At 67.2% G+C, this 19725-nt stretch carries 14 protein-coding genes; 7 read left to right on the top strand and 7 right to left on the bottom strand.

What is annotated here, in order from left to right:
• Nucleotides 1–210 precede the first annotated feature (210 nt).
• The 5 genes from FRZ61_RS10410 (at nucleotide 211) to FRZ61_RS10390 (ending at nucleotide 5966) form a co-directional block, all read left to right on the top strand.
• Nucleotides 211–1182 carry a GlxA family transcriptional regulator gene (locus FRZ61_RS10410; RefSeq protein WP_151117272.1) on the top strand — a complete coding sequence of 324 codons (972 nt, stop codon included), beginning with the start codon at nucleotides 211–213 and terminating at the stop codon, nucleotides 1180–1182.
• 114 nt (nucleotides 1183–1296) lie between these two features.
• A complete protein-coding gene (locus tag FRZ61_RS10405) occupies nucleotides 1297–2601 on the top strand; it encodes a M24 family metallopeptidase (protein ID WP_151117270.1) in 1305 nt (434 codons plus the stop codon).
• Nucleotides 2602–3285 carry an isochorismatase family protein gene (locus tag FRZ61_RS10400; RefSeq protein WP_151117268.1) on the top strand — a complete coding sequence of 228 codons (684 nt, stop codon included), beginning with the start codon at nucleotides 2602–2604 and terminating at the stop codon, nucleotides 3283–3285.
• A gap of 133 nt (nucleotides 3286–3418) precedes the next feature.
• Complete coding sequence (locus tag FRZ61_RS10395) at nucleotides 3419–5032, top strand: ABC transporter substrate-binding protein (protein WP_151117266.1); 1614 nt, start codon at nucleotides 3419–3421, stop codon at nucleotides 5030–5032.
• Between the two features lie 55 nt (nucleotides 5033–5087).
• Nucleotides 5088–5966, top strand: coding sequence for an alpha/beta hydrolase fold domain-containing protein (locus tag FRZ61_RS10390; RefSeq protein WP_151117264.1), 879 nt, complete (start codon nucleotides 5088–5090; stop codon nucleotides 5964–5966).
• 105 nt (nucleotides 5967–6071) lie between these two features.
• On the opposite strand, the gene FRZ61_RS10385 is transcribed toward FRZ61_RS10390, so the two are convergent.
• The 3 genes from FRZ61_RS10385 to ssb all read right to left on the bottom strand — a co-directional run bounded on the left by FRZ61_RS10385 (nucleotide 6072) and on the right by ssb (nucleotide 10982).
• Nucleotides 6072–7196 carry an ABC transporter substrate-binding protein gene (locus FRZ61_RS10385; RefSeq protein ID WP_151117263.1) on the bottom strand — a complete coding sequence of 375 codons (1125 nt, stop codon included), beginning with the start codon at nucleotides 7194–7196 and terminating at the stop codon, nucleotides 6072–6074.
• Nucleotides 7197–7478: 282 nt separating this feature from the next.
• A complete protein-coding gene (locus tag FRZ61_RS10380) occupies nucleotides 7479–10154 on the bottom strand; it encodes a glycosyltransferase family 39 protein (protein ID WP_191909385.1) in 2676 nt (891 codons plus the stop codon).
• A 345-nt stretch (nucleotides 10155–10499) separates the two neighbouring features.
• A complete protein-coding gene (gene ssb, locus FRZ61_RS10375; protein WP_151117259.1) occupies nucleotides 10500–10982 on the bottom strand; it encodes a single-stranded DNA-binding protein in 483 nt (160 codons plus the stop codon).
• A 344-nt stretch (nucleotides 10983–11326) separates the two neighbouring features.
• Here ssb and uvrA point away from each other — a divergent pair, with 344 nt between their 5' ends.
• Nucleotides 11327–14239: an excinuclease ABC subunit UvrA gene (gene uvrA / locus FRZ61_RS10370; protein ID WP_151117258.1), complete on the top strand. Its 2913-nt coding sequence runs from the start codon at nucleotides 11327–11329 to the stop codon at nucleotides 14237–14239.
• Between the two features lie 31 nt (nucleotides 14240–14270).
• Here uvrA and FRZ61_RS10365 read toward each other — a convergent pair whose 3' ends face one another.
• The 3 genes from FRZ61_RS10365 to FRZ61_RS10355 all read right to left on the bottom strand — a co-directional run bounded on the left by FRZ61_RS10365 (nucleotide 14271) and on the right by FRZ61_RS10355 (nucleotide 17803).
• Nucleotides 14271–14684 (bottom strand): OsmC family protein, encoded by a 414-nt coding sequence (locus FRZ61_RS10365; RefSeq protein WP_151117257.1) that lies wholly within the window; start codon nucleotides 14682–14684, stop codon nucleotides 14271–14273.
• Nucleotides 14685–14706: 22 nt separating this feature from the next.
• On the bottom strand, nucleotides 14707–16473 hold the full coding sequence (locus tag FRZ61_RS10360) for an adenylate/guanylate cyclase domain-containing protein (RefSeq protein WP_151117255.1): 1767 nt from the start codon (nucleotides 16471–16473) through the stop codon (nucleotides 14707–14709).
• Between the two features lie 100 nt (nucleotides 16474–16573).
• A complete protein-coding gene (locus FRZ61_RS10355; RefSeq protein ID WP_151117253.1) occupies nucleotides 16574–17803 on the bottom strand; it encodes an ATP-binding protein in 1230 nt (409 codons plus the stop codon).
• A gap of 279 nt (nucleotides 17804–18082) precedes the next feature.
• Here FRZ61_RS10355 and FRZ61_RS10350 point away from each other — a divergent pair, with 279 nt between their 5' ends.
• Nucleotides 18083–18901 (top strand): methyltransferase domain-containing protein, encoded by an 819-nt coding sequence (locus tag FRZ61_RS10350; RefSeq protein WP_151117251.1) that lies wholly within the window; start codon nucleotides 18083–18085, stop codon nucleotides 18899–18901.
• Here FRZ61_RS10350 and FRZ61_RS10345 read toward each other — a convergent pair.
• Nucleotides 18879–19724: an XdhC family protein gene (locus tag FRZ61_RS10345; RefSeq protein WP_151117249.1), complete on the bottom strand. Its 846-nt coding sequence runs from the start codon at nucleotides 19722–19724 to the stop codon at nucleotides 18879–18881. The genes FRZ61_RS10350 and FRZ61_RS10345 overlap by 23 nt on opposite strands.
• Nucleotide 19725 lies beyond the last annotated feature (1 nt).

Raw genomic sequence — 19725 nt, 5'->3', positions numbered from 1 at the left:
CGGATTTAGCCTGAAAAATCAGCGTGTTATCGGGCGGGTCGAAGGCCCGAGTCTGGACCCCGTTTTGTAGCAGATTTTGCAGTTGCGAACAATGCCGGGAAGGGTCCGGGAAAGCCGCAAAAATCGCCGTTTCGACGGCGGGAGGCTTGCATCGCGCCGGCGATCCGGCGGACATGATTGAGAGCGCCGAGACCGAGGAATCACCACCCCATGAAAGCCGCCGGCAATGCCACCCGGGAAAGCCCGACCGTCCGGCGCTTCGCCATCCTCATCTTCCCACGCTTCCCGATGATGGCTTTCAGCGCGGTGATCGAGCCGTTGCGCGCGGCCAATACGCTTCTGGGCCAGCCGCATTACGCATGGTCGATCGTCGCCAGCGGCGAGCACGCGGTCACCGCCTCCAGCGGCATCGCCATTACCCCCGATCATTCGGTCGAAACGGCGCCGCCGGCGGACTACATCGTCGTCTGCTCGGGCGGCGATGCCGACCGGCTGACCGAGGCGCGGCCCCTCACCTGGATCCGGAAGAACCTGCGCAAAGGCAGCCATATCGGCAGCGTCGCGGACGGCGCCTTCTATCTGGCCCGCGCCGGCCTGCTGGACGGCTATGCCTGCACCCTCCATTGGCAGAGCCAGCCCGCCTTCGTCGAGGCCTTTCCCCATCTCTCGCTGCAACGGCGCCTCTATGTGATCGACCGGACGCGTTTCACCTCGGCGGGCGGGGTCGCCGCCCTCGACATGATGCTCGAGCTCATCGCCGGCCATCACGGGGCGGGCCTCGCGCGCCAGGTCGCCGAATGGTTCGTGCATGACCGCATCCGCGCCAGCGCGGACCGCGAGAAGCTGCAGCTCCGGGTGCGGACCGGAATCCAGAACGACCTGGTGCTCGATGCGGTCGCGCGGATGGAAGGCGCCGTCGAGCAGGGTGAATCGATGGCGGCGATCGCCCGGCATCTGCGCGTCTCGATCGGCAAGCTGGAGCGATCCTTCAAGGCCGAGCTCGGCGTCGGCCCCTCCGACTATTACCGCCGCATCCGCATGCAGCGGGCGCGCGACCTGCTCCAGCATTCGACCATGCCGGTCCGCGAGATCGGGCTGGTGTGCGGCTATGCCAGCTTTCCGGCCTTCGTTCGCGCCTTCCGGCGGACCTACAACGAGACGCCGCGGAAGGCTCGAAAGTAGCGGCATCGCCCGGCTTCCGAGATTGGCACATTTCCTGCCGAGGGCGGCATATCGCGGCCCCGGCAACTGCAACAGCATCCCTCTGCGGTCCCCAAGAACAAGCAAGGATGTGCCATGAGCTTCGTGACCTTCGACCCCGCCGCGCCGCGCGATTCCGACTTCGCCGGCCCCATGCGCCACCCGCTGGGCGGCGACGCCGCCAACGGCATGTGGCTGTCGGACACGGAGCCGACCTCGGTCGACGCACCGAAGCTGCGCGCGGAACGGCTGGCCAAGCTGCGCGCCTGGATGGCGCGGGCGCAATATGGCGGGATCCTGCTGTTCGATCCCTATAACCAGCGCTACGCGACCGGCACGCGCAACATGTTCGGCTATTTCCTGCGCAACTCCACGCGCTATTTCTTCATCCCCACCGAGGGGCCGATCGTCCTGCTCGACTATCCGCAGAGCTACCATGTCAGCACCTGCCTGGAGACCGTCGACGAGGCGCGGCCGAGCAAGCTGGTCTGGTCCTCCGTCTCCGGCCGCGACGAAGAGACGGCCGGCCCCTTCGCGGCGGAGATCGCCGACCTGATGCGGCTTCACGGCGGCGGGTCGAAGAAGATCGGGCTCGATCGCTGCAGCCACCTGCAGGCGCTGGCGCTGCAGAAGCAGGGGCTGGAGGTCCGCGACTGCCAGGGCGAGATCCTGGCGGTGCGGGCGGTCAAGACGGCCGAAGAGATCAAATGCCTGCAGGTCAGCATGGCGGGGGCGGAGGCCGCCGTCGCGGCCGTGCGGGCGGCGATCCGGCCGGGTGTCAGCGAGAACGAGCTCTTCGCCGTCATGTATGGCGAGGTCATCCGGCAGGGCGGCGAGTTCATCGAGACGCGCCTCCTCAGCTCCGGCCAGCGAACCAACCCCTGGTTCAACGAGGCCGGCGGAAGGCGCGTGCGGCCGGGCGAGCTGGTGGCGCTCGACACCGACATGATCGGCTGCTTCGGCTATTTCTCGGATTTCTCGCGGACCTTCCGCTGCGAGCCGGGCCGGCCGACCGGCTATCAGCGGTCGCTCTACCGGATGGCCCATGACCAGATCCAGCACAATATCGGCATCATCAAGCCGGGCCTGACCTTCCGCGAGATCGCGGAGAGGGCCTGGAAGATCCCCGACCGCTTCGTCGAGCAGCGCTATACATCCGTCATGCACGGCGTGGGCATGCATGGCGAAACGCCCTTCATCGCGCATGCCATGGATTTCGCGACCTATGGCCGCGAAGGAAGGCTGGAGCCGGGCATGGTGGTCAGCGTAGAAAGCTATATCGGCGAGAAAGGCGGCCCCGAGGGCGTGAAGCTCGAGGAGGAGGTCCTGGTCACCGAGACGGGTGGCGCCGTCATTTCCCGCTTCCCATTCGAGGATGAGCTGCTCGGAACCGAGATCTAGATGAGGCAAAGCGCCCGGATCGACCCGACCCGCACCGCGCTGCTCCTGGTCGATCTTCAGGAGGAACAGCGCCCTGGCCAGCCCTATGGCGTGGCCGGGTTCGAGACGGTCCTGGCGAACGCGCGAAAGCTGCTGGCGGCCGCCCGCGAGCGGTCGCTGCCGGTCTTCCATGCCGCCTACCGGCGCGACTTCGACATCGTGCCGCCCCGCCCCTTCGAGCCGTTATCCACGGGCGGGCGACCCACCTTCAGCGACAAGTCGGATCCGCTGACCGCCATCTGCCACGAGGTGGCTCCGCAACCGGGCGAGCTGGTGATTCATAAGAACGATGCCAGCGCCTTCGCCGACGGCAGCCTGACGCGCGCCCTCGACGAGGCCCGCACCGAATGGCTTTTCATCGCCGGCGTCTGGACCGAGGCCTGCGTCGCCGCCTCCACCCGCGATGCGATGGCGCAAGGGCGGCGCGTGATCCTGGTGAAAGATGCCTGCGGCAGCGGTACCGTCGCGATGCACCAAGTCGCCACGCTCAATATCGCCAACCGCCTCTATGGCGGCATGATCGCGGAAACGGCCGGTGCGCTGGCCTTGATGACGGGTGAACCGGTCGAAACTTGGACACCCGAGCGGCCGGTCCCGATCTTCTTCCATCTGAGCGACGCGGCCGACCATTACGAACGGCTCTAAGCGCCGGCTCCCGTGACATCTGCACATTTCCTGCGGAGGCCGGCTCATTTCGGGCGGAATCGCGCACCTAGGATTGTTTGCGCAAGGGCTCGCACGAAGCCCGTTTCGACAAGCAATCACCTGGGAGGCGAAGATGACCGACGGGAATTCCGAGAAAAGACTGGGACTGCTGGCATCGCAAGCCTTGGGCGGCCGTCTCAGCCGGCGGCGCTTCATCGAAAGTGCCATGGCCCTGGGCATCACGGCGCCGGCGGCGCTGGGCCTCTGGTCCAGCCGGGTCGAGGCGGCCACCCCGAAGCAGGGCGGTCGCTTCCGGGTAGGGCTCGATGACGGCAACACCACCGACAATATGGACCCGGCGACCTACAATTCCCGCTTCATGATCACGCTCGCGCACACGCAGCGCAATTTCCTTACCGAGATCGCGCCCGACAACACCGTCACCGGCGAACTGGCGGAATCCTGGGACGTGACGCCCGACGCGAGGAAATGGACCCTCAAGCTGCGCAAGGGTGTCGAGTTCCATGACGGCAAGAGCTTCGATGCCAGCGATGCGGCGGCCTCGCTGAACTATCACCGGGCCGAGAGCTCGAAATCGGCGGCCAAGTCCCTGCTCGAGACCGTGACGGACATCAGGGCCGACGGCAAGGACACGCTGGTGATCGAGCTCAGCAGCGGCAGCGCCGATCTCCCCTATCTCCTGACCGACTATCACCTGGTCATGTTGCCGGCGGATGGCGAGGGCAAGGTCCGGTGGGACGGGAAATCGGGCACCGGCGGCTATAGGGTCGACAAGTTCCAGCCCGGCGTCAGTGCCTCCCTGACGCGCTTCCCGAACTACTGGAAGGAAGGCCGCGCCCATTTCGACGAGGTGCAGTATTTCGCCATCCCCGACGTCAGCGCGCGCCAGACCGGGATCACGACCAACGAGCTCGACGCGATGATCGAGTGCGACTTCAAGACCGTCCATCTGCTCGAGAAGGTACCGAACGTGGCGGTCGACGAGGTGCCAACCGGCACCTTCGTCTCGCTGCCGATGCAGATGGATGTGGCGCCCTTCGACAATCCCGACCTGCGCCTCGCCCTCAAATATGCGATCGACCGCGAGGCGACCGTGAAGAAGGTCCTCAACGGACACGGCTCGATCGGCAACGACCACCCGATCAGCCCGATCATGCCGTTCTACGACGCCGGCCTGGAGCAGCGTCCCTATGACCCCGACAAAGCCAAGTTCCATCTGAAGAAGTCGGGCCTGCAGGGGCTCAAGCTGTCGCTGTCGGCGGCCGATGTGGTCATCACGGGCGGCCTCGATCTCGCCGTGCTCTACGCCGAGACCGCCAAGCAGGCCGGCGTCGATATCCAGGTGGTGCGCGAACCCAATGACGGTTATTGGAGCGACGTCTGGCTGAAGAAGCCGTTCTGCCTCGCCGGCTGGGGCCAGCGGCCGACACCGGACATCATCTTCACCCTGGGCTTCGCGCCCGGCGCGCCCTGGAACGATTCCCACTTCAAGCAGGACCGGTTCGACGCGCTGCTGATCCAGGCGCGGGCGGAGCTCGACAGCAACAAGCGCTCCTCGATGTATGCCGAGATGCAGCGCATCCTGCGGGACGAGGGCTCGGTCGTCATCCCCTTCTTCCGGAACTGGATCTATGCGCGCCGCGCCAATGTCGCCCATGAGGCCAAGCTGACGGCAAACTGGCCCCTGGACGGCGCGCGCGGCGCCGAGCGCTGGTGGTTCGCTTGAGGCGGGGCCGGCGGGGTGCGGACCGCAGTTGCCGCCGGCCTTGCGGCCGGCACTGATGCGCCCGCGCCCCTCGCCCCCCTTCGACTGGCTCCAGGGCGAGGTCCTCGACCTTCGGGAACGCTATGAGCAGGCCTTCCGGGTCGAGGACCCCGGCCTCAATGCCTGGATGAACCTCCCTGCCGACGGGCGGTCTCTGCGGCTGCTGAGGCAGCAACCGGCCCGGCGGCGCGGCGCAGATGCCGCCCTGCTCTATTTCCATGGCGGCGGCTGGATCGTGGGCTCGCCGTCCACGCACGCGGATATCTCACGCCGCCTCTGCGACCGGACCGGCCTCGACCTGATCTCGGTCGACTACCGCCTGGCTCCGGAGCATCAGGCACCGGCGCCGATCGAGGATGGCCTGGCGGCACTGATCCATCTGCTTTCGACGGGGGCGGGCGGCCTCGGCCGGCGGTCCGCCATTCTCTGCGGCGATTCCGCCGGTGCCGCCATCGCACTTGCCTTGGAGCGCCGGCTCGAGGAGCCGATGCGCCGGCAGGTCCTCGGCGTCGGCGCCTTCTATGGCAGCTATGGCCTTCTGGAACATCTCTCCTCGCAGCCCTGGGGAAGCCGTGCCGAGGGGCTCGACCAGGGCAGCGTGGCGCGCTACTGGCGTCTTGCCCATGGCCCGGCAGAACCCAGCCCCTATGCGATCGGTGCGCTGGCCGCGCCCTCGACCGTTCCTGCCTATCTCCTGGCGGCCGCCCGGGATCCGCTGCTCCCCGATAGCCTGGCCCTGGCCGAGGCCTATCGGCGCTGCGGACGGCCCTTCACCCTCGATCTGGCCGAGGGCGTGGGCCACGGCTTTTTGCATGAGGCGAACGGCTCGAAGCCGGCCGCGGCGGCCCTGGCAAGGGTGAGTGCGTGGATCGATGGACTGATCCCCTCCCCCTGAAAGAGGGAGGGGATTGCTTCCAGGAAGCGTCCGTCAGGGCCATGGATCCCGGCTCGCGCTGTGCTTGGCCGGGATGGCCCTGAAATCGCTCAGGCGGTTTCAGGCTCAGTTCACGCCGGCTTTGATGTCGTTCACGAGCGCGATGTATTTCGAGCGATAGGGCTCGTCCGCCTCGTCGGAGACGTCGGCGCGGGCGAACTTCTCCTCCGGATTGTCGAAGCCCAGGGCCGCCAGCACCTTCGGATCGGTCATCTCATAGGACTTGCGGTTGGAGTGACCGTAGCCCGTGCTGATCTGGAACACGCCCGATTCCGGCGAGAGCATGGAATCGATGAAGTCGTAGCCGGCCTGCTCGTCGCCCTGGCCGCCGGTGACGCGCACCAAGCCGCAGACCCAGGTCAGGATGCCCTCTTTGGGCACCATGTACTCGACCGGCACGCCCTGGTCCTTCAGCACCTTGACCGAGCCGTTCCAGGCATAGGCCGCCACCAGCTCGCCCGAGGCCAGCGCCTGCTCGATCTGGGTGGCATCGTCCCAGTAGAAGCGGAGCACCTCGCGCTGCTTCTTCAGCAGCGGCTTCACCTTCTCGAGCTCCTCGTCGGAGAGCGAATTGAAGTTCTTCATCCCCAGCACGCGCGCCGCGATCTCGATCAGCGTGGTGTCGGTGTTGTACATGGCGAGCCGGCCCTTGTATTTCTCGTTGAAGAGCAGGCTCCAGGACGGGTCCTTCACATCCTCGGGCGCCACCAGGTCGGTGCGATAGAGGATCGAGGAGTTGCCGCAGTCGAACGGCACGAACCAGGTCTTGCCATCCGCCTGCGTCTGCGGGATCTCCTTGAACTTCGGCCAGATGTCGACGTAGTTCGGAATCCGGCTCGTGTCGATCGGCTCCAGGATCTTGGCCTCGCGCCAACGCTTCACGTTGTAGCTGCAGGGGTGCGCGAGATCGACCTTGAAGCCGCTCACGATCTTCTGCAGCGCTTCCTCCTCGCTGGCGAAGAGCGGGAAATCGGGGCTGCCGCCGTATTTCTTGATGTAGGACTGATGGAGGTCCGGCACGTCGTAGCCCGCCCATTCATAGACCGTCAGCTTGGGCGGGGCCGCCTTGGCGGCCGAGGGCAGCATGCTCATCGCCGCCACGCCCAGGCCCATCTTGGCCAGGCCCGCCTGGATATCGCGCCGGCTCAACTCACGCTTCAGCAACCGCTCTGCAAACTTCTTTCCATCCATGATCGTCTTTAGCCTCCCTGTTTTCCCCTGCTCAGTCCTTGCGGCTCTTCTCGGCCGCCGATGTCCGGGCGGAATGCCCGAAACTTCTCAAGCCTCCCCTGGAATCCTTCCGCGAAAGGCACCACGTGTCGCACATTGAGTACCGACACAAGCCTTTGATTTGTCAAGACAGGTTATCGCCGTGTGCGACCCGCCAAGAGTTGCGCCTGCGGGACCTTCCCATGGTCTTGCGGCGATCCCCATTTGCCGCAGCCTTGGCCATATCCCCATCGCGACCCGGCATTAAAGGCCCGGCTGCGAATTGGGCTCCGATGCTCCTGACCATAGGGGCAATTCCCGCAGCGATATCAGCGAGGGCCCTTCAAGCCGATAGCCATAACCGACCCGATAAAAGAAACGGCCGGCGGGCGCACCGGCCTTGTACAGGGCCCGTTCCCCGACAGGCCCCAATTCCCTGAACCATTTGGCGAGACGATCATCCGAAAGAGGCGCAGGCTCGAAGCCAAAGATGATGACCGTGCGACCGGCCTGTCGCGCGTCGGAGAACCAGTAGTCGTACATCAGGCCGCTGGAGCCGAACAGGCCGCGGCCGGCCGTGTTCTGAAAGGAATCGTCGTCCGGACCATAGAAAGCCAGTTGGCTCGACAGGAAATATCTATCCATCCCCACGAGAAGCGGCTCCTGCCCCACTGCGTGCTCCACCTGCCGCTCGATGCCCCCGGCCGCATCGCCAAACTCGCGCCAGGCCACCGGCAGCCCCTGGAGGTTCCGAGGGAACGGAACGCCGGGAAGCCCGAGCGTCAGATAGTGAAAGCCGGCGCCATAGAGAGGCAGCAGGATGGCGACCGTCGCGCCCCAGGCGGGCGCTCTCCGGAACAAGACCAGATGACGCCCGGCGGCGATCATCTGCGCCAGCGCCGGCAGCAGAGCGAGCCACAGCGGCCCGGTCCAGTTGAGCTTGATCGGATGAAAGAGACTGAAAGCGACAAAGACGGACAAGGGAGTCAGGGTGAAAGCGGCCGTGAACAGCCCTGCGCGATCGAACGGGCGCCGGAATGCCTGCCGAAGCCCGGCCGTCGGGGTCAATATCGAGAAGGCCGCCGCGACGCCAACCGGGGTGATCAGGAGCAGGATCGAGCCGGCGAGCAGATGCAGCGAGAATTCCGGCGCGGCGCCCAGACGCCTGGTGCCCTGGAAGGCGAACGAGGCCCAGTCATGAGCGGCGTTCCAGGCGACGACCGGTGAGAAGAGCAGAGTCGCGATGGCGGCGCCCAGATAGGGCCAGGGGCTCCGGAGCCACCGGCGGGATCGGGCATCGAGCAGAAGGAAGACGAGGGCCGCGGGGGCCAGCAAGGCGATCGTGTATTTCGAGAGCAGGCCAAGCCCGAGGCAAAGGCCGACCCCCAGCCATGCCTTCCTCCGTTCCGCCAGAAGAGCCCTTTCCAGGAAATAAAGGGTGCCCGCCCACGCGGCGATCAGCGGGGCATCGGGCGTCATCAGGAGGCCCATAGCGAAGAAGAACGGCAAGACCGCGAGCAGCGAGACGGCGATGAAGGCCGCGGTCTTGCCGTAAAGATCGCGCGCAAGCCCAAAAGAAAAGAGCGCCGCTGCCAGCCAGCACAGGGGAGCCGCCAGGCGCACGGCGAACTCGGTCTGGCCGAACAGGCCTGTGCCCAGCCAGATGAGCCAGGCAACCATCGGCGGATGATCGAGATAGCCGATATCGAGATGCTGCGCGTAGTTCCAGTAATAGGCCTCCTCGGGCAGCAGATCGACAACGCCCATGAAGACCACCCGCAACGCCACCACATAGGCGAGAACCGCCACTGCGACCATCCGCCATCGCACCGATCGAGAGACGTACGGATGGAGAGGCGGAAACACGAAAAAGGCGGTGGCGACACCGCTCACGGCGGCGGCCGTCGCGGCGGCGAGGGCCATGGCCAAGGCCGGAGGCCATCCCCAGACATCCACCGCGACCGCCAGCACACCGCCGCGCAGGAAGAGCGCCAGGGCGCAGATAACCAGGAAGCGCACGGAGCGTGGCCAGCCCGATGCGGATCGGATGCCTGCCGGCTTGGCGAAAGCCCACCGTCCGTAGAGGGCGTAACTGGAGATCGCGGCGATACCGAAGCTTGCCATGTGGGCGGCCGCCAAGCCTAGGCCGGCGGCGAACAGCGCATGGAAAGAGAGGAGATCGACGATGAACCCGAAAGCAGCGACGCCGGCGAAGCGAGCCGCATTCCCTGTCGAGACCGACCCGCCGGCGAGAACCATCAGCCGACGCGCATAAGCGGCCAGTTCGCGCAGACCGATCTTGGATGTGCCGCGGACGCGATCGGCGAAGGCGATCGGCACCTCGCCGACCCCGAGCGCGTCGCCACCGACGGCCATGACCTCGAGCCCGATCTTGAAGCCGGAGGCTGCGGGATCGACAGCAAGAAGACGGTCGCGGCGAACGGCAAAGAACCCCGACATCGGATCCCTGAGATCGGCGAGCGGCCAGGCCAGCGCGCCGCCAAGCCGGGAGAGGATCCGCCGGCGCCAAGGCCAGCCGGCGATGAGACCGCCGGGAACATAGCGGCTGCCGACGACCATGTCGCTTTCCCCGGCGATGATCGGGGCGACAAGTCGCGAGAGCGACGCGGGCGGGTGGCTGAAATCGGCATCCATGACGACGATGACGGGTGCCTGGGTTCGTTCGGCGGCAGCAAGCACGTCGCCGGCAAGCCCGCGTCTTCCCTTGGAAGCAACGAGGCGGACCGGCGCTCTTTCCTCCCAGCGACGAACGCACTCGACCGTTCCGTCCGTCGAACCGCCATCGGCAACGAGCACTTCCAGAGGCCGTTCGGCCGAGCCCTGCGCCAGCACGGCCGCCAGGAGTGCGTCGATGTTCTCGAATTCGTTCAGGGTCGGGATAATGACCGCTATCTTCGCCCCCGTTTCAGGCTCCTCCATGCTGGTCTCTTCCCGTGATTTCGACCGACGAGTGGAGCTATGAACTCGAGGCCTGCGGACCCGCCAGGAGAAGTCGGACGCGTCGGTCAGCAGCGCGGACGAGAGGCTGTCCCGCATGAGGCCGTACGGCGGCCGCGCGGCGACAAAGCCGCTCGTGTGATTGCCCCCTGAGGACTTCCTGCTTCCGTGGACGCGTCGCGCGCGCCCTCCCCGCCGCGCCGAGCCGGCGGCCGTCCCCCGCCGCCAAGGGCCGGCGACGGCCGAAAATCGAGAATCCTGTCATCACGGAAAACGAACCGGCGCGGCACCGCAGGCCAGCCGGTACGGGCCTGGCACGATCCTGCCCTAGAACGGAATATCGTCGTCGAGATCGCCGCCCGCCGGGGCCCGGCCGCCGGAGGAACGGCCACCGCCGCCGCCCCCGCCATAGCTCGGCGCCATCTCCTCGCCCTCGGACGGCGCGTCGCCACCGCCGCCGCGCCCGTCGAGCATCGTCAGCTCGCCGCGGAAGCGCTGCAGCACCACCTCGGTCGTGTATTTCTCCTGGCCGCTCTGGTCGGTCCATTTGCGGGTCTGGAGCGACCCCTCGACATAGATCTTGGAGCCCTTGCGCAGATATTTCTCGGCGATCTCGACCAGTTTCTCGTTGAAGATGGCGACCCGGTGCCATTCGGTGCGCTCGCGCCGCTCGCCCGAAGCCTTGTCGCGCCAGCTCTCCGATGTCGCGACCGACAGATTCGCGACGCGCGTGCCATCCTGCGTCGAGCGAATTTCAGGGTCCCGGCCCAGATTGCCGACCAGGATTACCTTGTTGACCGATCCCGCCATCCGATTTCTCGTCCTTTTCCTTGGTTTGCCAATGAGCGCCGCCAATCGCGGATTGTCAGCGCCTGTCAGGAGAAACGCCCCTCAGGAGCCCTTCCCCACCGAAACGATGAGTCTACGGCATGGCGACAGGGGCCGTCACGTCCCCTTTCGGTGCGGGTAAAAGCAGCCAAAGCAGGGGAATTCTCGGCGGATCGCCCCCGGTTCCGCGTCCCCCGCCTTTGCACCACCGAGGCCGATTGGCGCAAGGCTGGCTTGCAGACGGATCGGGGGTCGATTTGCGGCCGTCCTGCGCTATATATGAGGCGACCTTTCTCCCCCAATCCTCGAATCCGCACCCCGACCGCATGAGCAACCGCATTGGCACCGGGCTGATCTCCATCCGTGGCGCCCGCGAACACAACCTGAAGAATGTCGATCTCGACCTGCCGCGCGACCGGCTGGTGGTGATCACCGGCCTGTCCGGTTCCGGCAAATCGTCGCTCGCCTTCGACACGATCTATGCCGAGGGCCAGCGCCGCTATGTGGAATCGCTCTCGGCCTATGCGCGCCAGTTCCTCGAGCTGATGCAGAAGCCCGATGTGGATTCGATCGACGGGCTGTCGCCCGCCATCTCGATCGAGCAGAAGACCACCTCGCGCAACCCGCGCTCGACGGTCGGCACCGTCACCGAGATCTACGACTACTTGCGCCTGCTCTATGCCCGCGTCGGCATCCCCTACTCGCCCGCGACCGGCCTGCCGATCGAGAGCCAGACCGTGAGCCAGATGGTCGACCGCGTCATGGCGCTGCCCGAGGGCACGCGGCTCTATCTGCTGGCGCCGATGGTCCGGGGCCGCAAGGGCGAATACAAGAAGGAGATCCAGGACCTCCAGAAACGCGGCTTCCAGCGCGTCAAGGTGGACGGCAAGCTCTACGAGATCGGCGAAGTGCCGGCGCTCAACAAGAAGCTGAAGCACGATATCGAGGTGGTGGTCGACCGCATCGTGGTGCGCGACGGCATCCAGACCCGGCTTGCCGACAGCCTCGAGACCGCGCTCGCCATCGCCGACGGGCTGGTCTTCGCCGAGTTCGCCGACGCCAAGCCGGTCAAGAAGGGCGAGACGCCCGAGCGGCTGACCTTCTCCGCCCGCTTCGCCTGCCCGGTCTCGGGCTTCACCATCGACGAGATCGAGCCGCGGCTCTTCTCCTTCAACAATCCCTTCGGCGCCTGCCCGGCCTGCGACGGGCTCGGCACCACGCTCTATTTCGACCCGGAGCTGGTGGTGCCGGACGAGAGCCTCACCCTGCGCGAAGGCGCCATCGCGCCCTGGGCCAGCTCGACCTCGCAATATTACGCCCAGACGCTCGACAGCCTGGCCAAGCACTACAAGTTCAGCGTCACCACGCCCTGGCGCGACCTGGCCGAGAAATTCCGCAAGGTCATCCTCTACGGCTCGGGCGGCGACGCCGTCACCATGACCTATGACGACGGCGTCAGGTCCTACAAGACCACCAAGCCGTTCGAGGGCGTGATCCCCAACATGGAGCGGCGCTTCCGCGAGACCGACAGCGCCTGGGTGCGCGAGGAGCTGGGCCGCTTCCAGGCCAACAGCCCCTGCGAAAGCTGCAAGGGCGATCGTTTGAAGCCGGAGGCCCTCGCGGTCAAGATCGCCGGCCTCAACATCGCCGAGGTCACGCGCATGTCGATCGCCCCGGCCGAGACCTGGTTCCGGGAACTGCCGCAGAAGCTGACCGTGAAGCAGCGCGAGATCGCCCAGCGCATCCTCAAGGAGATCAACGAGCGGCTGGGATTCCTCAATTCGGTCGGGCTCGACTATCTGGCCCTCAACCGCGCCTCCGGCACGCTGTCCGGCGGCGAGAGCCAGCGCATCCGCCTCGCCTCGCAGATCGGCTCGGGCCTGACCGGCGTGCTCTATGTGCTGGACGAGCCATCGATCGGCCTCCACCAGCGCGACAATGCGCGATTGCTTGAAACGCTGAAACGCCTGCGCGACCTCGGCAACTCCGTGCTGGTGGTCGAGCATGACGAGGACGCGATCCGCTCGGCCGACTATCTGGTCGATATGGGCCCCGGCGCAGGGCGGCATGGCGGCGAGGTCGTGGCGGTCGGCACGCCCGAGCAGGTGATGCAGAAGCCCGCCAGCATCACGGCGCAATACCTGACCGGCCTCAAGCAGATCCCGGTCCCGGCCCATCGCCGTCCCGGCACCAAGGGGCCCGACGGCAAGAAGCAGGTGATCCGGGTCAAGGGCGCGCGCGCCAACAACCTGCGCAACCTGACGGTCGACATCCCGATCGGCACCTTCACCTGCGTCACCGGCGTCTCGGGTGGCGGCAAGTCCACGCTGGTGATCGAGACGCTGTTCAACGCGCTGGCCCGCCGGCTCAACGGCGCGCGGACCCATCCGGGCGACCATGACGGGATCGACGGGCTCGAGCATCTGGACAAGGTGGTCGATATCGACCAGTCGCCGATCGGCCGCACGCCGCGCTCGAACCCCGCGACCTATACCGGCGCCTTCACGCCGATCCGCGACTGGTTCGCCGGATTGCCCGAGGCGACGGCGCGCGGCTACAAGCCCGGCCGCTTCTCCTTCAACGTGAAGGGCGGCCGTTGCGAGGCCTGCGAGGGCGACGGCGTGCTCAAGATCGAGATGCACTTCCTGCCCGACGTCTATGTCCAGTGCGACACCTGCAAGGGCAAGCGCTACAACCGCGAGACGCTCGAGATCACCTTCAAGGGCAAGTCGATCGCCGACGTGCTCGACATGACGGTCGATGACGGGGTCGAGTTCTTCAAGGCGGTGCCGGCGATCCGCGAGAAGATGGCGATGCTGCAGCAGGTGGGCCTCGGCTATATCCATATCGGCCAGGCCGCGACCACGCTTTCCGGCGGCGAGGCGCAGCGCGTGAAGCTCGCCAAGGAGCTGGCGCGGCGCGCCACCGGCCGGACGCTCTACATTCTCGACGAGCCCACCACGGGCCTGCATTTCGAGGATGTGCGCAAACTCCTCGAGGTGCTGCACCGGCTGGTCGAGCAGGGCAATACGGTGGTGGTGATCGAGCACAATCTCGAGGTCATCAAGACCGCGGACTGGATCATCGATCTGGGGCCCGAGGGCGGCGACAAGGGCGGCAAGCTGGTGGCGGTGGGCACGCCCGAGGCCGTGGCGCAGGTCAAGGAAAGCTATACCGGCCAGTATCTGAAGCCGCATCTGCGCCCGGGCAGCGCGGCGGCCTCGCGCAAAGCGGGCTGAGCCTGTCCGCCTTGGCCCCGGACCTTACTGATCAGGTCCGGGCCGCCGAGACGCGGACCGGAAATCCCTGCGTGACCGAATTGGCGACGGTGGAGACCGCCCCCGCCCGTCCGAGAAGCAGGTCGAGATCGGCATTCTTGTCCGCGGCTTCAATCGAAACCGCCAGTGCTGCGGCCGTCGCCAGAAGCGGCTTGCCCTCGAAGGTCACCGTCACATCGACGGCGACCGCCGTCAGCGCGATGCCCATCTCCTCGGCCACGTAATAGAGGTCGTTGCAGAAGCATCCGCCGAGCGCAAGCCCGAGGAGCTGGCCGCCATTGAAGCCCAGCCCCTGCCCGCCGGCCTTCCCCTCCGGCCGGTCCACGACCACGGAATGTCCGCCCGCCCAGCCGACGCAGGCCTTGGTGTCGGGAATACCACGCAGCTTGATGGTCATGTCGGTCATGGGCGCCTCCAGGCCTCGATCCCTATTCCGGCACGCCCGCCAGCCGCAGGCCCCGTTTCAGCCGGTCGAGGTCGGCCGGATCGCGGAACATGTAGGTGGCGGCGGCGCCGGCGATGGTGAGATCGGGAATCTGGCGCCGCGCCTCCCCGGCGGTCTGGCTGGCGGCCTTGAGGTCGCCCAGCAGCGCCTGGGCGGCCGCGGCAACGACATAGCCTTCGAAATAACCGGGCTTCAGGCGGATGGCGCGCTGGGCGTTGTCGATCGCGGCGGGGTAGCGCCCGGCCGCGAAATGGCCGCCGGCGATATCGCTGTAGCGGAAGAAATTGTTCGGATCGCGCGGGCTCGCCCGGATCGCCAGCTCGGAATAGCCGATCCCTTCGTCCGGCTGCCCCGAATAGATCAGGCTGGAACCGAGCAGGCCCATGGCCACGGTGCAGTTGGGATTGATCTCCAGCGCGCGCCGGCAGGCGGCGACGGCTTCGTCATGGAGCCCCAGATTGAGGCAGGCGATGCCGAGGGCCGAATGGGCGTTCTCGTCGTTCTCGTCGAGCGAGATCGCGTGGCGCGCCAGCTCCTGTGCCTGCAGAGCCGCGGCCGGCAACCCTTCCGGCGTGCCCACCAGCGCCTGATGCAGGATCGCGTCCGACAGGATCCAATAGGCCACGGCGCAGGAGGGATCCTCGCGGATCGCCTGGCGGGTGAGGGTCTCGGCCTCGGCCAGGGATTCGGGCGTCGCGTCGTAGAGCCGCCGCCAGGCCCGCTTGAGCAGGTCCCAGAGGCCGAGATCGGACACCGGCCTGCGTTCGGCCGCCTGGCCCTCCTTGAGGATGACCTGGGTCTTGATCGAGGCCACCACGCTGCGCGTGATCTCGTCCTGCAGCTCGAAGAAATCGGCCAGCGGCCGGTCATAGCGCTCGGCCCAGATGTGGTTGCGCGTCGCCACCTCGATCAGCTGGCAGGAGATGCGCAGACGATGGCCGGCCCGCCGCACGCTGCCCTCGAGCAGATAGCCGATGCCCAGCTCGCGCCCGATCCGCTGCACGTCCGGCAGCTTGTCCCGGTAGGTGAGCATCGAGCTGTGGGCGATGACGAAGAGCTGGCTGACGCGCGACAAGCCGGTGATGATGTCCTCGGTCAGGCCGTCCGCGAAATGATCCTGGTCGGGCTCGCTGCCGAGATTGACGAAGGGCAGCACAGCGATGGAGGGGTTGTCGGGCAGCGTCAGGCTTTCGGGCTCGGCCGCCTCGGTCGTGCCGGGGCTCTGCCCGGCATCGACCCGGTAAGCCTGCACCGGCCCGAAATCCTTCAGCTCGCGGAACCCCATATCCTGGAACTCGTAGGCCAGGCGGCCGCGCGCCTGCTCATGGACCGCGCCCGAGATCAGCAGGCTGCCCGGCTCCGCCAGCCGCTCGAGCCGGCCGGCGATATCGAGGCATTCGCCGAAGACGTCGTCCTCCTCGGCGGTGACCTCGCCCAGATCGATGCCCATCCGGTAGTCGAACCGCCGGTCGCGCGGCTGCTCCCGGTTGCGGACCGCCGCTTCGCTCAGGATCGTGGTGGCGCAACGGACCGCGACGACGGCGCTGGCGAACTCGATGAGCATCCCGTCGCCCATGGTGCGGATCAGCCGGCCCTGATGCAGCGCGATCGCCGGACCGACGACGTGCTTCTGCATCGCCTGCAGCCGGCGATGCGTGCCCTCCTCGTCGGCGCGCATCATCCGCGCATAGCCTGCAATGTCGGCCGCGAGGATCGCGGCCAGCCGCCTTCGTTTCGTGTCGGGGGACACTATTCCTCCCCGCTTCCTGTCCTATGTCGGGTCCACCGTAGCGCGGGGACCCGCATGGGGGAACGGGGTTGGGTGCGACGACCTGTCCGTTACCGGCCTGTTACTCGGCGGCCGGCAGGGTCTTTCTCGGATCGCCCGTCGCGCGCTCGACGCGATGGGCCGGAAAGCAGAGGCCGACCCGCGTGCCCCGGCCCAGCGCGCTCTCGATCTCGAGCCGCCCGCCATGGAGCTCGATCAGGGATTTCACCAGCGGCAGCCCCAGTCCCGTGCCCTCGTAGCGCCGGTCCAGATTGACCGAGACCTGCCCGAAGGGCGTCAAGGCGATCTGCTGATGCTCGTCCGACATGCCGATGCCGTTATCCTCGACCTCGACCAGGAGATCGCCCTTGGTCGCATCGCTGGCGCGGATATGGACCGCCCCGCCGGCGGCGGTGAACTTGATCGCGTTGGAGAGAAGGTTGAGCAGCATCTGGCGGAACGCGCGCTCGTCGGCCTTGAGGCGCAATCCCTCGCCGAGGCCGTTCTCGGTCTTCACCGACACGCCATGGCGCGCGGCGGTCTCGTGCATGATCCGGATGGAGCTGTCGATGGTGTCGGCGACGCGGATCCGGCTTTCGCGCAGCTCGTAGCGTCCCGCCTCGATCTTCGCCATGTCGAGGAGGTCGTTGACCATGCCCAGGAGATGATTGCCGCTGGTGAGGATGTCCTCGGCATAGCTCCGGTAGCGCTCCGGCAGCGGCCCCATCACCTCGTCCTGCATGCATTCGGCGAAGCCGATGATGGCGTTGAGCGGCGTGCGCAGCTCGTGGCTCATATTGGCGAGGAAGCCCGACTTGGTGCGGTTCGCGGATTCCGCGGCGGCATAGGCCTGTTCCAGCTCCTGCGAACGCTGTTCGGAGCGCACCAGCGAGGCCTGCAGCAGCGAGAGCGCCGTGCCCAGCGCCAGATAGCGCCCGGCATCGGTGATGATGAAGCCGCGCAGCAGCGCGCTCGGCCGGTCGGAGGCGATGAGATGCCCGAGGGCCTCGACCGCGATGCCGCGCTCCACCACCAGCGGCTCGCGATCCATCAAGGCCGCGATCGGCTTCTTTTCGTAGAGCGCGCGTCCATAGGCATGGGCGAGACGATGCTCGAACTCGACGCGATAGACCAGCCCGACCGGCGTCCCCTCTTCGACGACCGGGATCGCGATCAGGTCGACATCGGCGGAGAAACGGTCATAGACGGCGGCGCAGCGGGTCACCGGCGTGACCGGCACCACTCGCAAGGCGAACCGATCGATGCTGGCCACCGTCCGCTCCTCGATGTCCTGGCCGTTCGCTGCGTTCATTCGTGAACTCGTACTGCCAATTTTTTCGGCGCGCTTCCGGAGGCCGCGCGCCGTGATTGGCCGCAACCATGCGGTCTGGCTGGTTTAAGGACAGATGAAAAACACCTGATTTCACAAAAGCTTCATCGAGTTGGCATGAAAACCCTATCGAAAGGCGAAGCCGGCGCACCGCCCTTCGGCAAAAGGTTGTAAAATCTCCGATCGATACGCGGGAAAAACGGCGGCGGGCCGCGATCCCGCCTGTGGCTGCGAAATCTCCCCAGGCCCAGAGGAGATGCCGTGAGCGATGAGCAGACCGGCTATATCGGCCTGAACCGCTTCGACCAGGTCGACGCGACCGGCGAAGCGGAGAAATACATCGCCTTCCTCGACCGCGTGGACGGCCTGCCCGAGGTCATCGCGCGCCGGCGGCGTTCCTTCGAGCTGCTGGCCGTGGGACCGGGCATGTTCGCCGCCGAGATCGGCTGCGGCACCGGCACGGCGGCCCGCGAGCTGGCCGCCCTGGTGCATCCCGGCGGCCATGTCTACGGCTTCGACATCAGCGGCGAGTTCATCACGCTCGCGCGGGCCCGCGCCTTCGCCGCCAGCGCGAAGGTGGAATTCCAGACCGCCGACGCCCTCGCCTTGCCGCTGGCCAACGCCTCGCTCGACATCTATCGGGCGGAGCGGGTCTTCATGCATCTCAAGCGCCCGGAAGCCGCCCTGGCCGAGGCGTTCCGGGTGCTGCGGCCGGGCGGCCGCATCCTGGTCATGGACCAGGATTGGGACACGGCCCTGTTCGAGGGCGAGCTGCAGGCGACCCGCCTGGTGACGCGCGCCTTCGCCGATTCCATGGTCAACGGCATGGTCGCCCGGCGCATGCGCAGCCTGCTGCTGCAGTCGGGCTTCAAGGAGGTCGATGTCCAGGCCGAAGCCGTCGTGGTGACGGACGGCGGCACCTATGGCTGGGTCGCGGACACGGTGGGCAAGGCCGCGCTCGCGAGCCCGCTGGACCCGGCCATCGTCGAGGCCTGGGTGGCCGACCAGCGGCGGCGCATCGCCGAAGGCCGTTTCCTCTACGCCTCCACCCACTTCATCACGACGGCGCGGCGGCCTTGATCGCGGGCGCGGCATGCTGGCCGCGCCGGCGCACCTCGACGATCTCGGCCACCACCGACAGCGCGATTTCCTCGGGCCCGATCGCGCCCAGATCGAGCCCGGCCGGCGCCCGCAGCCGGTCGATACGTCCCGGCTCCAGCCCCTCTTCCAGAAGCTGCTCGCGCAGGGAGGCGGCCTTGGCCCGGCTGCCGACGAAGGCGACATAGTCGGCGTCGGTCGAGAGCGCGGCCTTGAGCGCCGCCAGGTCGCCGCGGCCCTGGGTCGCCACCACGAGGAAGCGCGAACCCTGGCCCCTCGCCGGCACGCCGAAGCCGTCGATGCGGCCATCGAGATCGCTGAAGGCCTCGAGTTCGGCGCGCGGTGCCGCGGCCGTGACCGCGAAGCCGACGCGCCGCGCCAGATCGGCGATCGCCACCGCCACGGGCGACGCGCCCAGCACCACCACGCCCGCGCGCGGCAGCAGCGGCTCGACGAAGACATCCATGGTGCCGTGGCTGGGGCACATGTTCTTGGCGAAGGCGACGCCCTCGCGGATCTCACCGGCCTGCAGGCCCTGGGCGTCGAGGATGTCCTTGGGCTGGATCGAGACCAGCCGCGGCTTGCCGTCGGCCAGCGCCTCGCGCGCCGCCGCCAGCACCGCCGCCCGGGCGCAGCCGCCACCGATCCAGCCGCCGGCCATGCGCCCATCGGAGGTGATGATCGCCTTGGCGCCGGCCTTGGCCGCGGTCGCCGCCACGGTGCGCACCACGGTCGCGAGCGCGAAGGGCGTTCCCCGCGCCTTGTAGGCGGAAACCAGCTCCAGGATGTCCTCGGCCTGCTTCATC

The sequence above is a fragment of the Hypericibacter adhaerens genome (assembly GCF_008728835.1).
Lineage (GTDB): Bacteria > Pseudomonadota > Alphaproteobacteria > Dongiales > Dongiaceae > Hypericibacter > Hypericibacter adhaerens.
This window is presented reverse-complemented; position numbering and strand designations above follow the sequence as displayed.